Annotated in this window: 13 protein-coding genes; 10 read left to right on the forward strand and 3 right to left on the reverse strand. The window is 53.1% G+C overall.

Going from position 1 to position 15,070, the window contains the following annotated elements; all coding sequences use genetic code 11:
- Positions 1-41: 41 nt before the first annotated feature.
- Complete coding sequence (gene proY / locus QMN38_RS10165; RefSeq protein ID WP_271454033.1) at positions 42-1,415, forward strand: proline-specific permease ProY; 1,374 nt, start codon at positions 42-44, stop codon at positions 1,413-1,415.
- Between the two features lie 140 nt (positions 1,416-1,555).
- On the forward strand, positions 1,556-3,373 hold the full coding sequence (gene malZ, locus QMN38_RS10170; RefSeq protein WP_323605000.1) for a maltodextrin glucosidase: 1,818 nt from the start codon (positions 1,556-1,558) through the stop codon (positions 3,371-3,373).
- Here malZ and QMN38_RS10175 read toward each other — a convergent pair.
- Complete coding sequence (locus QMN38_RS10175; RefSeq protein WP_323605001.1) at positions 3,367-4,269, reverse strand: LysR family transcriptional regulator; 903 nt, start codon at positions 4,267-4,269, stop codon at positions 3,367-3,369. The genes malZ and QMN38_RS10175 overlap by 7 nt on opposite strands.
- A gap of 273 nt (positions 4,270-4,542) precedes the next feature.
- Here QMN38_RS10175 and QMN38_RS10180 point away from each other — a divergent pair, with 273 nt between their 5' ends.
- From QMN38_RS10180 to QMN38_RS10190, 3 genes are all read left to right on the forward strand, one after another.
- Entirely contained in the window at positions 4,543-5,184 is a 642-nt protein-coding gene (locus QMN38_RS10180; protein ID WP_047416914.1) for a hydrolase, read from the forward strand.
- Between the two features lie 172 nt (positions 5,185-5,356).
- Positions 5,357-5,902, forward strand: coding sequence for an antibiotic biosynthesis monooxygenase (locus tag QMN38_RS10185; RefSeq protein WP_005125120.1), 546 nt, complete (start codon positions 5,357-5,359; stop codon positions 5,900-5,902).
- A 21-nt stretch (positions 5,903-5,923) separates the two neighbouring features.
- Positions 5,924-7,792, forward strand: coding sequence for an amidohydrolase (locus QMN38_RS10190; protein ID WP_323605002.1), 1,869 nt, complete (start codon positions 5,924-5,926; stop codon positions 7,790-7,792).
- A 60-nt stretch (positions 7,793-7,852) separates the two neighbouring features.
- On the opposite strand, the gene QMN38_RS10195 is transcribed toward QMN38_RS10190, so the two are convergent.
- Both QMN38_RS10195 and acpH read right to left on the reverse strand, forming a co-directional pair.
- Positions 7,853-8,455, reverse strand: coding sequence for a peroxiredoxin (locus QMN38_RS10195; protein WP_003021524.1), 603 nt, complete (start codon positions 8,453-8,455; stop codon positions 7,853-7,855).
- 169 nt (positions 8,456-8,624) lie between these two features.
- The gene (acpH, locus tag QMN38_RS10200) at positions 8,625-9,206 is read right to left on the reverse strand and encodes an ACP phosphodiesterase (RefSeq protein ID WP_271441097.1); all 582 of its coding nucleotides are present in this window, start codon (positions 9,204-9,206) and stop codon (positions 8,625-8,627) included.
- A gap of 217 nt (positions 9,207-9,423) precedes the next feature.
- Here acpH and queA point away from each other — a divergent pair, with 217 nt between their 5' ends.
- The 5 genes from queA to secF all read left to right on the forward strand — a co-directional run bounded on the left by queA (position 9,424) and on the right by secF (position 15,036).
- Positions 9,424-10,488 (forward strand): tRNA preQ1(34) S-adenosylmethionine ribosyltransferase-isomerase QueA, encoded by a 1,065-nt coding sequence (gene queA / locus QMN38_RS10205; RefSeq protein ID WP_323605003.1) that lies wholly within the window; start codon positions 9,424-9,426, stop codon positions 10,486-10,488.
- Between the two features lie 208 nt (positions 10,489-10,696).
- A complete protein-coding gene (gene tgt / locus QMN38_RS10210; protein ID WP_137384647.1) occupies positions 10,697-11,824 on the forward strand; it encodes a tRNA guanosine(34) transglycosylase Tgt in 1,128 nt (375 codons plus the stop codon).
- Positions 11,825-11,846: 22 nt separating this feature from the next.
- The gene (gene yajC / locus QMN38_RS10215) at positions 11,847-12,179 is read left to right on the forward strand and encodes a preprotein translocase subunit YajC (protein WP_061155582.1); all 333 of its coding nucleotides are present in this window, start codon (positions 11,847-11,849) and stop codon (positions 12,177-12,179) included.
- A 27-nt stretch (positions 12,180-12,206) separates the two neighbouring features.
- Positions 12,207-14,054 (forward strand): protein translocase subunit SecD, encoded by a 1,848-nt coding sequence (gene secD, locus QMN38_RS10220; protein WP_137384646.1) that lies wholly within the window; start codon positions 12,207-12,209, stop codon positions 14,052-14,054.
- A gap of 10 nt (positions 14,055-14,064) precedes the next feature.
- Positions 14,065-15,036 carry a protein translocase subunit SecF gene (gene secF / locus QMN38_RS10225; RefSeq protein WP_202039313.1) on the forward strand — a complete coding sequence of 324 codons (972 nt, stop codon included), beginning with the start codon at positions 14,065-14,067 and terminating at the stop codon, positions 15,034-15,036.
- The last annotated feature ends 34 nt before the right edge of the window (positions 15,037-15,070 follow it).

Here is a 15,070-nt window from a genome sequence, read left to right on the forward strand (position 1 = left end):
GGCCCCGTGGTTTTTGTATTGTGTTAACAGGTTAGGAATCGATGGAAAGTAATAACAAGCTAAAGCGTGGGCTGAGCACCCGGCACATTCGCTTTATGGCATTAGGTTCAGCAATTGGCACCGGGCTGTTCTACGGTTCAGCCGATGCCATCAAAATGGCGGGGCCGAGCGTGTTGTTGGCCTATATTATCGGTGGCGTCGCGGCGTACATTATTATGCGTGCGCTGGGCGAAATGTCAGTCCATAACCCCGCAGCCAGCTCTTTCTCGCGCTATGCGCAGGAAAACCTTGGACCGTTGGCTGGTTACATTACCGGCTGGACCTACTGTTTTGAAATCCTGATTGTCGCTATTGCCGACGTGACAGCCTTCGGTATTTATATGGGCGTCTGGTTCCCGGCCGTACCGCACTGGATTTGGGTACTCAGCGTCGTGCTGATTATCTGCGCTATCAACCTGATGAGCGTGAAGGTGTTTGGTGAGCTGGAATTCTGGTTCTCGTTCTTCAAAGTCGCCACCATCATCATCATGATTGTTGCTGGTTTCGGCATTATCATTTGGGGGATTGGCAACGGTGGGCAACCGACCGGCATCCATAACCTGTGGAGCAACGGCGGGTTCTTCAGCAACGGCTGGCTCGGGATGGTGATGTCGCTGCAAATGGTGATGTTTGCCTACGGCGGGATTGAGATTATTGGTATTACCGCGGGTGAAGCAAAAGACCCGGAAAAATCTATTCCGCGCGCCATCAATTCTGTCCCCATGCGCATTCTGGTGTTTTATGTGGGGACGCTGTTCGTCATTATGTCTATCTACCCGTGGAACCAGGTCGGCACAGACGGCAGCCCGTTCGTTATGACATTCCAGCACATGGGCATTACTTTTGCGGCGGGCATTCTCAACTTTGTGGTTCTGACTGCGTCGCTGTCGGCCATCAACTCTGACGTCTTCGGTGTGGGGCGTATGCTGCACGGCATGGCGGAGCAGGGCAGTGCCCCGAAAATGTTCGCCAAAACCTCGCGCCGCGGCGTGCCGTGGGTCACGGTGATGGTGATGACCATCGCGCTGCTGTTTGCGGTATATCTAAACTACATCATGCCGGAAAACGTCTTCCTGGTGATCGCTTCGCTGGCAACGTTCGCCACGGTTTGGGTGTGGATCATGATCCTGCTGTCGCAGATTGCTTTCCGTCGTCGACTGCCGCCGGAAGAAGTCAACGCGCTGAAGTTTAAAGTACCGGGTGGGGTAACGACGACCGTTGTTGGCCTGATTTTCCTGGTCTTTATCATTGCGCTTATCGGCTATCATCCGGATACCCGCATTTCGCTGTACGTCGGCTTTGCGTGGATTCTCCTGCTGCTTGCTGGCTGGGTATTCAAACGCCGCCGCGAGCGTCAACTGGCAGAAGTACAGTAATTTGTTTGCCGGGTAAGACAGTGTCGTCACCCGGCAACATCTCCTCCCCCGCGCTCCTCCCCCAATAAACGTTAAGATGATGAGTGATCCTGCACTTCGCTATGGCAAGGTGTTGTCATTATCATCAAAGGGGATACGTGATGTTGAACGCCTGGCACCTTCCGGTTGCCCCATTTGTGAAGCAAAACAAAGATCAACTGACGATTACGTTATGGCTGGCAGGGGAAAATCCTCCTCAGCGGGTGACGCTACGCGCGGAAAACGATAACGAAGAGATTTCGCTAGCTATGCACAAGCAGCGTAGCCAACCGCACCCAGGTGTCACCGCGTGGCGCGCGGCGATCGATCTTACCTGCGGGCAGCCCCGCCGACGCTATAGCTTTAAATTACTGTGGCTCGATCGCCAGTTGTGGTTCACCCCGCAGGGATTCAACCGCTTTCCGCCTGCGCGTCTGGAGCAGTTTGCCGTCGATGTGCCGGATAATGGTCCACAATGGGTGGCCGATCAGGTTTTTTATCAGATTTTCCCGGATCGCTTTGCCCGTAGTCTGTCGCGCGATGCAGGCCAGGATAATGTGTATTACCATCACGCCGCCGGACAGGATATTGTGCTACGTGACTGGGATGAACCGCTCACTGCTCAGGCCGGTGGTTCGACGTTTTATGGCGGAGATTTGGACGGTATCAGCGAGAAACTACCGTATCTGAAGGCGTTAGGAGTCACGGCGCTGTACCTGAATCCGGTATTTACTGCACCAAGTGTACATAAATACGATACTGAAGATTATCGCCATGTTGATCCGCAGTTTGGCGGCGATCGGGCGTTGCTGCGCTTGCGGCAGAATACGCAACAGCAGGGGATGCGCCTGATTCTGGACGGTGTTTTTAACCATAGCGGCGACTCACATGCCTGGTTTGACCGGCATAATCGCGGGACGGATGGAGCGTGTCACCATCCGGATTCCCCCTGGCGCGACTGGTACCATTTCTCTGATGATGGGGTTGCGCTGGACTGGTTGGGGTACTCAAGCCTACCCAAACTGGACTTTTCCTCTGAAAGCCTGGTGAATGAAATTTATCGTGGCGAAGACAGTATTGTTCGCCACTGGCTAAAAGCACCGTGGAGTATGGACGGTTGGCGACTGGATGTCGTGCATATGCTGGGCGAGGCGGGGGGCGCACGTAACAACTTGCAGCATGTCGCCGGAATTACGCTGGCGGCGAAGGAAACCCGGCCAGAAGCGTATGTGGTGGGTGAGCATTTCGGCGATGCCCGTCAGTGGCTACAGGCTGATGCTGAAGATGCTGCTATGAACTATCGCGGCTTTACCTTTCCTGTCTGGGGCTTTCTTGCGAATACTGATATCTCTTACGATCCGCAGTCGATTGACGCCCAGACCTGTATGGCGTGGATGGATAACTACCGCGCGGGCCTGTCGCACCAGCAGCAGCTGCGGATGTTCAATCAGCTCGATAGTCACGATACCGCCCGCTTTAAATCGTTGCTCGGAAAAGATGTCGCCCGCCTGCCATTGGCGGTAGTGTGGCTGTTCACCTGGCCTGGCGTGCCCTGTATTTACTACGGTGATGAAGTGGGGCTGGACGGGAATAACGATCCGTTTTGCCGCAAGACGTTCCCGTGGCAGCCTGAACATCAGGACGCTAACCTGCTGGCGTTGTACCAGCGACTGGCAAAATTACGCCACCAGAGCCAGGCGTTACGCCATGGCGGTTGTCAGGTGATTTATGCCGAGGACAACGTGGTGGTGTTTGTGCGGGTACTGAACCGCCAGCGCGTGTTGGTGGCGATCAATCGCGGTCACGCTTGTGAAGTCGTGCTGCCAGCCTCACCGTTGCTCTATGTCGGTCAATGGCAACACAAAGAGGGCAAAGGCCAACTCGTCGATGATATCCTGACGCTGCCCGCAATATCGGCTTCAGTCTGGATGAGTCATTGATACAAGCGCGCGATTTCCTCACTGGCCAGCAGCGTTTCTCGCCACCAGCGCTGCGCCAGTCCTTCGCTACTATTGCGCCATGCCATATAGGCGACGTCTTTTTGACGAAATGAGATAACCGTTTTTTCTACCAGTTCACCGCTGGCAATCCATGGGCTGGCAATGTGGCGGGGGAGAAATCCGCAACCCATTCCCGCCCGCAACAGCATCACCTTGCTGTGGAAATCATCGACGCGAATCTGCGCCTGTTCATCCATCAGGTTGGTCTGTAACGGATGGCAAAAGCGAGCGCTGTCGCTGATAACAATCGCCCGGTGCAGGCACAATTGCTCGTTCGTCAGGTCATCAGGCACGCTCGCCAGCGGGTGTCCTGGGGCGACGACAAAGACATTGTCCAGCGTGCCGAGCATTTTGTAGGACCAGGCGGCGGATGTGGGTGGTTCATTAATTGCGCCGAGGATAATATCCGCCCCGTTATGGGTCAGTTCTTCCCATGAACCCGCCAGCGTATGGTGGGTGAAGTTGAGACGAGTTTGTTTATTAAGTGCATGAAATTCATCAATAATGGGTAGTAATGTGGCAAAGGGGAAGGAGTCATCGAGCGCGATTGCCAGCTCCTTTTCCCAGCCGGAACTTAGCTGTATTGCTTGCTTTTCGAGATCTTTTGCCGCATTCAGCAGCAGACGCCCCTTTTCCAGCATCATCCGTCCGGTGTCGGTGAATTTTGCCCGGTGTCCGGAACGGTCAAGCAATTCGATGTTCAGATCGCTTTCCAGCTTCTGAATCATATAACTGAGTGCTGCAGGTGTTTTAAATAGCGATTCGGCCGCTGCGGCAAAAGAACCGTGTTTGTCGAGTGCATCGAGGATCAGCAGAACATCCAGATTGAGGCGCATAAGCAGAAAATATCCTGATAATTAAACCCCTCTGTTGTACCGAACGACGAAAAACAATGCCAGTGAATAAATTAGATGAGTCATGTGTATTTTTTTGATGATGGCCGGGATATATCGCAACGTGAAATAATTAATTTCACGGGATGGTAAGTTTTCTTTAATAACTCGTTAGAAATTTCCCGCTATACTCAACAAGCTTTCTGATTCAGGATCCTGCTGCTGACGGCAGATACAGACCGTTGCCTTTTAACTTATTGATTAAGAAGGTGTGATATGTCTATTCGGGAACTGATTGACCCTCAAAACTCCACGCTGATTTTTATTGACCATCAACCGCAAATGTCATTTGGTGTGGCGAATATTGATCGCCAGACATTGAAGAATAATACCGTTGCATTAGCCAAAGCCGGGAAAATATTCAATGTTCCAGTAATTTATACTTCAGTGGAAACGAAAAGTTTTAGCGGATATATCTGGCCGGAATTGTTAGCCGTTCATCCTGATGTGAAACCGATTGAACGTACGTCTATGAACTCCTGGGAAGATGCAGCCTTTGTTAAGGCGGTAGCAGCGACAGGGCGTAAAAAACTGATTATTTCCGCGTTGTGGACCGAAGTCTGCCTGACGTTCCCGGCGTTAATGGCGCTGGAAGCGGGCTATGAAGTGTATGTCGTGACTGATACCTCCGGTGGTACGTCTGTGGATGCTCATGAACGTTCGATTGATCGCATGGTGCAGGCAGGGGCCGTTCCGGTCACCTGGCAGCAAGTGTTGTTGGAGTATCAGCGTGACTGGTCACGTAAAGAAACCTACGACGCCGTCATGGATTTGGTGCGTGAACACAGCGGTGCTTACGGTATGGGTGTGGATTACGCGTATACCATGGTGCATGGCGCGCCGGAACGTAAAGCCTGAATACACGCCATTTTTCATGTTGCCTCTTTGTTGGCTTAGCTTACGTACCCTGGTCACTGACTTCTGTAAGTGACCAGGGCTACACAATCTTGCCACCTCGATGTTTCACGAATGATTGTGTATTGCTTTCATGGCTTAAGCAGGTCAATTTCCCTTTAGCAAGGAACCTTTCATGGCGCAGAACAAACATGTGACGTTGGTAATTACTCACACCCTGCGGCCTGACCAGGCGCAGCGTTATGAGCAGTGGCTGGGGAAAATCATGCCGCTGGCCGCCGAGTTTCCCGGGCATCTTGGGGCGAATGTCATTCGACCCACTGATGGACAAAACCTGTGGAACATCATTATCCGTTTCGACACCCTTGAGCATCTGTATAACTGGACTCAATCTGATACACGCCGGGAGCTGGTCGAGGAAATTGCGCCGCTGCTGGCCGAAGGCGATAAAACAGAAGTGCGCACCGAAGCGGCCTTCTGGTTTACTCCGCCAGCCCCCCATGTACGCCAGCCCAAACGCTGGAAGCAGTTTTTGATAACGCTGCTGGTGATTTTCCCCAGTACCAACCTGGTGCCGTGGCTGACCGGTATTCTGCTGCCTTCAATGAAAGGCTCGTTACTCCTGCATCTGATTAATGATGCCTGTGTGGTTGCGCTGGTGGTCTGGTTGTGGATGCCCATCGTAACCCGTCTGTTTGCCGGATGGCTGAAAAAAGCCTGACCGGTTTCTCAGGAGATTGTTATGTCTCAAACTGCCACACTGATTCTGACTCACGGAAAAATTCATACTCTCGAAAAGCAAAGCCCGCAGGTAGAGGCGGTGGCGATCGCCAACGGGAAGATCCTCGCGACGGGTAGTCACGATCGGGTTATGAGCTTTGCAACCGACAGTACGCAGATTGTCGATCTGCAGGGACACACTGTGATCCCGGGTTTAAATGATTCACACCTGCACCTCATTCGCGGTGGGTTGAACTACAACCTGGAACTACGCTGGGAAGGGGTCCCATCGCTTGCAGATGCGCTGCGCATGCTCAAAGAGCAAGCCGATCGGACGCCGTCTCCGCAGTGGGTGCGGGTGGTTGGCGGCTGGAGCGAGTTTCAGTTTGCCGAACGCCGTATGCCGACGTTGGAAGAACTGAACGATGCTGCACCGGATACACCGGTATTTGTTTTGCACCTCTACGACCGGGCGTTGTTGAATCGCGCGGCGCTGAAAGCCGTTGGCTACACCAAAGCCACACCGGATCCGGCGGGGGGAGAGATTGTGCGTGACGGCAATGGTAATCCAACCGGAATGTTGATAGCCAAACCGAATGCCATGATCCTCTATTCGACGCTGGCGAAAGGGCCAAAACTGCCGTTGGAGATGCAGGTTAACTCGACCCGCCAGTTTATGCGTGAGCTGAACCGACTGGGGCTGACCAGCGCCATCGATGCCGGCGGCGGCTTCCAGAACTACCCGGAAGATTACGAGATCATCGAGCAACTGCACGCTAACCAGCAGATGACAGTGCGTATTGCCTACAACCTGTTTACCCAGCGTCCGAAGCAGGAAGTGGAAGATTTTGAGCGGTGGACGGATATGCTCAAGCCCGGGCAGGGAACCGACTTCTATCGTGCTAACGGGGCAGGGGAAATGTTGGTCTTCTCGGCGGCTGACTTCGAAGATTTTCTGCAGCCACGTCCGGATTTACCGGAAGGGATGGAAGAGGAACTGGAGCGCGTGGTGCGCCACCTGGTGGAACATCGTTGGCCGTTCCGCCTGCATGCGACCTATGATGAGTCCATCAGCCGTATGCTCGACGTGTTTGAGAAGGTGAACCGTGACATCCCGTTCAATGGCCTGCACTGGTTCTTCGATCACGCCGAAACGATTACTGAACGCAACATCGAGCGGGTAAAAGCGCTGGGCGGTGGCATTGCCGTTCAGCACCGTATGGCGTTCCAGGGCGAGTATTTTATCGATCGCTATGGCAAGGAGGCGGTGAAACATACGCCGCCGGTGGCGAAAATGCTGGCGGCTGATGTGCCGGTTGGCCTGGGTACCGATGCTACGCGCGTGGCAAGTTACAACCCGTGGACAGCGTTGTACTGGCTGGTATCAGGTCGCACCGTTGGCGGTATGGCGATGTACGATGATAACAATCGCCTGGCGAGAGATGTTGCCCTGGAACTGTGGACAGCAGGCAGCGCCTGGTTCTCCAGCGAGCAGGGGAAGAAAGGGCGTATTGAAAAGGATCAACTGGCAGATCTGGTGGTGCTGTCAAAAGACTATTTCAGCGTGCCGGAAGAAGAGATCAAAGGCATTGAGTCAGTGATGACCATTGTCGATGGCAAAGTAGTTTATGCGGCCGGACATTTCTCCCCGCTGGCTCCCCCAGCGATTCCGGTTGTCCCTGACTGGTCGCCCGTTGTGAAAGTACCTGGACATTATCGCTCAGCACCGCCAACTGCCGCGAAGGTTGGGGCGATGGTGCAGATGCATCAGTGCTGCGGAAGCTGTGGTGTACATGGCCACCAGCATGATATTGCGCGTAAATCAGGGATACCGGTATCAGATGACCGGGCCTTCTGGGGTGCGCTCGGCTGCTCCTGCTTCGCGTTTTAACGGACGGGTCAGTGCCAATAAAAAAGGCCGCTTTTGCGGCCTTTTTTCGATTCGTGCCAATTACAGGCTGGAAACGTTTTCGGTCAGGTATTTTGCTACGCCGTCCGGAGACGCGTTCATACCTTCTTTACCTTTTTCCCACTGCGCCGGGCAAACGTCACCGTGCTCTTCGTGGAACTGCAGCGCGTCAACCATGCGCAGCATTTCGTCGATGTTACGGCCCAGCGGCAGGTCGTTAACAACCTGATGGCGAACAACGCCGTTAGCGTCGATCAGGAAAGAACCACGCAGAGCAACGCCCGCTTCCGGGTGCTCGATGCCGTAGGCTTTCTGGATTTCGCGTTTGATGTCAGCAACCATTGCGTATTTCACTGCACCAATGCCGCCTTTGTCGACAGGGGTGTTACGCCATGCGTTGTGGACAAATTCAGAGTCAAAAGAAACGCCAACCACTTCAACGCCACGTTTCTGGAATTCTTCGTAACGCTTGTCGAATGCGATCAGTTCAGACGGGCAAACGAAGGTGAAGTCCATTGGCCAGAAGAACAGAACGGTGGTTTTACCGTTGGTATGCTGTTTGAAGTTGAAGTTTTCAACAATCTCACCGCTACCCAGTACCGCAGCTGCTGTGAAATCCGGAGCCTGACGAGTTACCAGTACCATATAAATTCTCCTGCAAAGTTAAGGGGTTTTTGGAACGCAACGCGAGCCAGTATAGAGAGTGTTTGGCAATAAGACAAAGAGGCGCTGGCAATCAATGAGACAGGTTTTGACTATCAATGTTCGCCAGATAGTGGCCTCGCCTTATCCGGCCCTACAACGCATGCTGCAATCAAAGCGTTTTACGGCGTGCCTGTTCCATCATCTGCGGGTAAAACTGCCAGAAGCGCTCTTCTAAGGCATTGTAATGGGTGTCCAGGTCGTACCATGAATCACGCAGAGCATCGAGACGTGGACGGCGACTGGCCATCCCGTTGAGTACGTTCTGGATAAAATCCATGTCGCGATAGCGCTCAAGCCATTTCTCTGACCACATATAATTGTTCAGATTAATAAAGCGCGGCGGTGATTCTGGCAGAATAGTGGCAACCTGAGTGTGCGCGTAGCGAACAAAATCCGTCAGCGGGAAATCGGGAGAGATTTCTGACCAGTGCCGAGACAGGAAGTGATCCCACATGACGTCCAGCGTAATCGGTGCGACGCGACGCGTTTCGCTACGAAACCACTCTCTGGCTTCACGCACCTGCGGCAGGTTATCGGTCATTACGTCGATTCGGCGGTGCATGAAAATGCCTTCCACCACGTCAGGCGAGTAGAGCGTTTCCGGATTACCCCGGACAAAATCGGCCAGCAGATTGCCGGAGAGTGAGCTGTCGGCTAGGTGAGCCAGATGCAAATGTGCAAGAAAATTCATATCCACTTCATCCTTCAAACTGCCTCTTTGTTGGCTGCCTTCACTCACCCCAGTCACTTACTTGAGTAAGCTCCCGGGGACTCATTCAGTTGCCGCCTCGATGCATCTTGAATGATTTTGTGTATAGATTATGTCTCTTAACTTGAGGGGTAAAGGTTGCAGGGAGAACGCCCCGGCACTAGACTACCCGCCTCTTATTTTAGTCTGAGTCAGTGTCATGCGCGTTACCGATTTCACCTTTGAATTACCCGAATCCCTGATTGCCCACTATCCGCAAGCTGAGCGCAGCAGTTGCCGCTTGCTGTCACTGGATGGGCCGACGGGCGCGCTGACGCACGGTACTTTCACCGATTTGCTCGATAAGCTCAACCCTGGAGATCTGCTGGTCTTTAACAACACCCGCGTGATCCCGGCTCGTCTGTTTGGTCGTAAAGCCAGTGGCGGCAAGATTGAAGTGCTGGTCGAGCGAATGCTGGATGACAAACGTATTCTGGCGCATATTCGCGCCTCGAAAGCGCCGAAGCCGGGCGCTGAACTGTTGCTGGGTGACGACGAAAGTATTAATGCGACGATGGTCGCCCGCCATGACGCGCTGTTTGAAGTTGAGTTTAACGACGAGCGCAACGTGCTGGATATCCTCAACGCCATCGGCCATATGCCGCTGCCGCCGTATATCGATCGCCCGGATGAAGATGCTGACCGCGAACTGTACCAGACCGTGTATAGCGAAAAACCGGGCGCGGTCGCCGCGCCGACCGCGGGTCTGCACTTTGACGATCCGCTGCTGGCCAAACTGCGCGATAAAGGCATTGAGATGGCGTTCGTTACGCTACACGTGGGGGCAGGGACATTCCAGCCGGTGCGTGTAGACACTATCGAAGATCACATCATGCACTCGGAATACGCGGAAGTACCGCAGGATGTGGTTGATGCTGTGCTGGCGGCAAAAGCGCGCGGTAACCGCGTTATTGCCGTGGGCACTACCTCCGTGCGTTCACTGGAAAGCGCAGCGCAGGCAGCCAAAAACGACCTTATTGAACCGTTCTTCGGCGATACGCAGATCTTCATCTTTCCAGGTTATCAATACAAAGTGATAGACGCGTTGGTGACCAACTTCCATCTGCCGGAATCGACGCTGATCATGCTGGTTTCCGCCTTTGCTGGCTACAAAAACACCATGCACGCCTATCATGAAGCGGTAAAAGCGGAATATCGCTTTTTTAGTTACGGGGATGCGATGTTTATCACGTACAATCCGCAGGCTATTTCTGAGCGACCGTGAGAAGGCTATCTCACTTGCCATTTTGATGGCGGGCAGTGCTCGCCATCCTCACGTACTGCGTGTACGCTCCGGTGGCTGTGCGCTGGTCGCCCCCAAACTGGCTGCGCCGATTGCGCCTTCGCCAGTGGGTTAAAATATTTATACTCCGTGGAGTGAATCCATGGGGAAAGTTTAATCATCAGACTGTCTCTCTGATGCAGGAGAAAAAATGAAATTTGAACTGGACACCACAGATGGTCGCGCTCGCCGCGGCCGCCTGGTTTTTGATCGTGGCGTAGTGGAAACGCCCGCCTTTATGCCGGTCGGTACTTACGGCACTGTTAAGGGTATGACGCCGGAAGAAGTTGAAGCGACGGGCGCACAAATTATTCTCGGCAACACCTTCCACCTGTGGCTGCGCCCAGGCCAGGAAATCATGAAGCTGCACGGCGACCTGCACGATTTCATGCAGTGGAAAGGACCGATCCTCACCGATTCCGGTGGTTTCCAGGTCTTCAGCCTGGGCGATATCCGTAAGATCACCGAACAGGGTGTGCATTTCCGTAATCCGATCAACGGTGATCCGATTTTCCTCGATCCCGAGAAGTCGATGGAGATTCAATACGATCTCGGTTCCGATATCGTGATGATTTTCGATGAATGTACACCGTATCCGGCCGACTGGGACTATGCTAAACGCTCGATGGAGATGTCTTTGCGTTGGGCGAAGCGCAGCCGTGACCGTTTTGATAGCCTCGGCAACAAAAATGCGCTTTTTGGCATCATTCAGGGCAGTGTTTACGAAGATTTACGTGATATCTCTGTCAAAGGTCTGGTAGATATTGGCTTTGATGGCTACGCTGTCGGCGGTTTGGCTGTCGGTGAGCCGAAAGCGGATATGCACCGCATTCTGGAACATGTTTGCCCGCAAATTCCGGCAGATAAACCTCGCTATCTGATGGGCGTTGGCAAACCAGAAGATCTGGTTGAAGGCGTGCGTCGTGGTATCGATATGTTTGACTGCGTGATGCCAACGCGAAATGCCCGTAATGGTCATTTGTTTGTGACTGACGGCGTGGTAAAAATTCGTAATGCGAAACATAAAAGCGACACCAGTCCGCTCGATGCCGAGTGTGATTGCTACACCTGTCGCAATTATTCGCGTGCTTACTTGCATCATCTCGACCGTTGCAACGAAATATTGGGCGCGCGACTCAACACGATTCATAACCTTCGCTACTACCAGCGTTTGATGGCGGGTTTACGCAAGGCTATTGAAGAGGGTAAATTAGAGAGCTTCGTGACCGATTTTTACCAACGTCAGGGTCGACCTGTTCCACCTTTGAACGTTGATTAATTTTAATAATGAGGGAATTTGAATGAGCTTTTTTATTTCTGATGCGGTAGCGGCAACAGGTGCTCCGGCGCAGGGCAGCCCGATGTCTCTGATTCTGATGCTGGTGGTGTTTGGTCTGATTTTCTACTTCATGATCCTGCGCCCACAGCAAAAGCGTACCAAAGAACATAAAAACCTGATGAGCTCCATTGCCAAGGGTGATGAAGTGCTGACTAACGGTGGCCTGGTAGGTCGCGTGACCAAAGTAGCAGAAACTGGCTACATCGCTATCGCGCTGAACGACACCACTGAAGTGGTTATCAAACGTGATTTCGTAGCTGCCGTTCTGCCGAAAGGCACGATGAAGGCGCTGTAATTTATTGTTTTCCCAAAGGGAACTGCCGTGTTAAACCGTTATCCTTTGTGGAAGTACATTATGCTGGTCGTCGTTATTATCGTCGGCCTGCTTTACGCACTTCCCAACCTGTATGGTGAGGATCCGGCTGTTCAAATCACTGGCGTGCGCGGTGCCGCCGCCAGTGAGCAAACGCTGATCCAGGTCCAGAAAACGTTACAAGAAGATAAAATCACACCTAAGTCTGTGGCTCTGGAAGAGGGCGCTATTCTTGCGCGCTTTGACTCCACCGATACCCAACTGCGCGCACGTGAAGTGTTGATGGGCGTGCTGGGTGATCAATACGTCGTGGCGCTTAACCTTGCTCCGGCAACACCCCGTTGGCTGGCAGCCATTCACGCAGAACCGATGAAACTCGGTCTTGATCTGCGTGGCGGCGTTCACTTCCTGATGGAAGTGGATATGGACACCGCACTGGGTAAATTGCAGGAACAAAATATCGATAGCCTGCGCAGCGATCTGCGAGAAAAAGGCATTCCTTATACTACCGTTCGTAAAGAAGATAACTACGGTCTGAGCATCACCTTCCGTGATGGAAATGCCCGTGATGAAGCTATCTCTTACCTGAGCAAGCGTCACCAGGATCTGGTGATTTCCAGCCAGGGCAGCAATGCGCTGCGTGCGGTGATGACCGATGCGCGCCTGAGTGAAGCGCGTGAATATGCGGTCCAGCAGAACATCAACATCCTGCGTAACCGTGTTAACCAGTTGGGTGTTGCTGAACCTGTTGTTCAGCGTCAGGGTGCTGACCGTATCGTCGTCGAACTGCCTGGTATCCAGGATACTGCGCGTGCGAAAGAAATTTTGGGCGCCACCGCGACGCTGGAATTCCGTCTGGTAAATACCAACGTTGACCAGTCTGCTGCGGCATCCGGACGCGTTCCGGGTGATTCGGAAGTGAAACAATCCCGTGAAGGTCAGCCAGTAGTGCTGTACAAGCGCGTGATCCTGACCGGTGACCATATCACCGATTCCACTTCCAGCCAGGACGAATACAATCAGCCGCAGGTTAACATCTCGCTGGATAGCGCAGGTGGTAACATCATGTCTAACTTCACCAAGGACAACATCGGTAAGCCGATGGCGACCCTGTTCGTGGAGTACAAAGACAGCGGTAAGAAAGATGCCAACGGTCGTGCCGTTCTGGTGAAACAGGAAGAGGTGATTAACATTGCCAACATCCAGTCTCGCCTGGGCAACAGCTTCCGTATTACTGGTATCAACAACCCGAACGAAGCGCGTCAGCTTTCCCTGCTGTTACGTGCTGGTGCATTGATTGCGCCGATTCAGATTGTTGAAGAAAGGACAATCGGCCCAACCCTGGGTATGCAGAACATTAAACAGGGTCTGGAAGCGTGTCTGGCCGGTCTGGTAGTTTCAATTCTGTTCATGATCTTCTTCTATAAGAAGTTCGGTCTGATTGCGACAAGCGCGCTGATTGCCAACCTGGTATTGATTGTCGGCATTATGTCACTGTTGCCGGGGGCGACGTTGAGTATGCCGGGTATTGCGGGGATCGTCTTAACCCTTGCCGTCGCGGTCGATGCTAACGTACTGATCAACGAACGTATCAAAGAAGAGTTGAGCAACGGACGTTCGGTGCAGCAAGCAATCAATGAAGGTTATGCGGGTGCATTTAGCTCCATCTTCGATGCGAACATTACGACGTTGATCAAGGTCATCATCCTGTACGCAGTCGGCACCGGGGCAATTAAAGGGTTCGCGATTACTACTGGTATTGGTGTGGCGACGTCGATGTTTACCGCGATTGTCGGTACACGTGCCATCGTAAACCTGTTGTATGGCGGCAAGCGCGTCAAAAAGCTGTCAATCTGAGGAGTGCGATGTGGCACAGGAATATACTGTTGAACAATTGAACCACGGCCGTAAAGTCTGGGACTTTATGCGCTGGGACTACTGGGCTTTCGGCATTTCTGGTTTCCTGCTGATTGCGGCCATCATTGTGATGGGCGTGCGTGGGTTTAACTGGGGGCTCGATTTCACCGGTGGTACGGTGATTGAAATTACGCTGGAAAAACCAGCGGACATGGACGTGATGCGCGATGCGCTGGAGAAAGCGGGCTTCGTTGATCCGCTGCTGCAGAACTTCGGCAGCAGCCACGACATTATGGTACGTATGCCGCCAACTGAAGGCGCAGACGGCGGCCAGGTGTTGGGCAGCAAAGTGTTGAGTGTGATTAACGAGTCCACCAACCAAAACGCGGCGGTGAAGCGAATTGAATTCGTGGGTCCGAGCGTGGGGGCCGATCTTGCACAAACCGGTGCGATGGCGCTGATGGCGGCACTGATCTCCATCCTGGTCTATGTTGGTTTCCGCTTCGAGTGGCGACTGGCGGCAGGTGTGGTTATCGCATTGGCGCACGACGTTATCATTACGCTCGGGATCCTGTCGTTGTTCCATATCGAGATTGACCTGACTATCGTTGCCTCACTGATGTCGGTAATCGGTTACTCGTTGAACGACAGTATCGTGGTATCTGACCGTATTCGTGAAAACTTCCGCAAGATTCGTCGCGGTACGCCTTACGAAATCTTTAACGTGTCATTGACCCAGACGCTGCACCGTACGTTGATTACATCCGGTACCACGTTGATGGTTATCCTGATGCTGTTCTTGTTCGGTGGCCCGGTACTGGAAGGCTTCTCGCTGACCATGCTTATCGGTGTGTCCATCGGTACAGCATCGTCTATCTATGTGGCTTCGGCTCTGGCGTTGAAGCTGGGTATGAAGCGCGAGCACATGCTGCAGCAGAAGGTCGAGAAAGAAGGGGCGGATCAACCGTCAATTCTGCCTTAACCAACGCAGGCAAAAGAACTGAAATCCCGATCGT

It is taken from the genome of Citrobacter sp. R-1.5.2, assembly GCF_035064245.1.
Lineage (GTDB): Bacteria > Pseudomonadota > Gammaproteobacteria > Enterobacterales > Enterobacteriaceae > Citrobacter.

Bases quoted from the DNA above. Each gene is read 5' to 3' on its own strand.
- proY (WP_271454033.1), top strand. From the start codon at position 42: ATGGAAAGTAATAACAAGCTAAAGCGTGGGCTGAGCACCCGGCACATT.
- malZ (WP_323605000.1), top strand. From the start codon at position 1,556: ATGTTGAACGCCTGGCACCTTCCGGTTGCCCCATTTGTGAAGCAAAAC.
- QMN38_RS10175 (WP_323605001.1), bottom strand. From the start codon at position 4,269: ATGCGCCTCAATCTGGATGTTCTGCTGATCCTCGATGCACTCGACAAA.
- QMN38_RS10180 (WP_047416914.1), top strand. From the start codon at position 4,543: ATGTCTATTCGGGAACTGATTGACCCTCAAAACTCCACGCTGATTTTT.
- QMN38_RS10185 (WP_005125120.1), top strand. From the start codon at position 5,357: ATGGCGCAGAACAAACATGTGACGTTGGTAATTACTCACACCCTGCGG.
- QMN38_RS10190 (WP_323605002.1), top strand. From the start codon at position 5,924: ATGTCTCAAACTGCCACACTGATTCTGACTCACGGAAAAATTCATACT.
- QMN38_RS10195 (WP_003021524.1), bottom strand. From the start codon at position 8,455: ATGGTACTGGTAACTCGTCAGGCTCCGGATTTCACAGCAGCTGCGGTA.
- acpH (WP_271441097.1), bottom strand. From the start codon at position 9,206: ATGAATTTTCTTGCACATTTGCATCTGGCTCACCTAGCCGACAGCTCA.
- queA (WP_323605003.1), top strand. From the start codon at position 9,424: ATGCGCGTTACCGATTTCACCTTTGAATTACCCGAATCCCTGATTGCC.
- tgt (WP_137384647.1), top strand. From the start codon at position 10,697: ATGAAATTTGAACTGGACACCACAGATGGTCGCGCTCGCCGCGGCCGC.
- yajC (WP_061155582.1), top strand. From the start codon at position 11,847: ATGAGCTTTTTTATTTCTGATGCGGTAGCGGCAACAGGTGCTCCGGCG.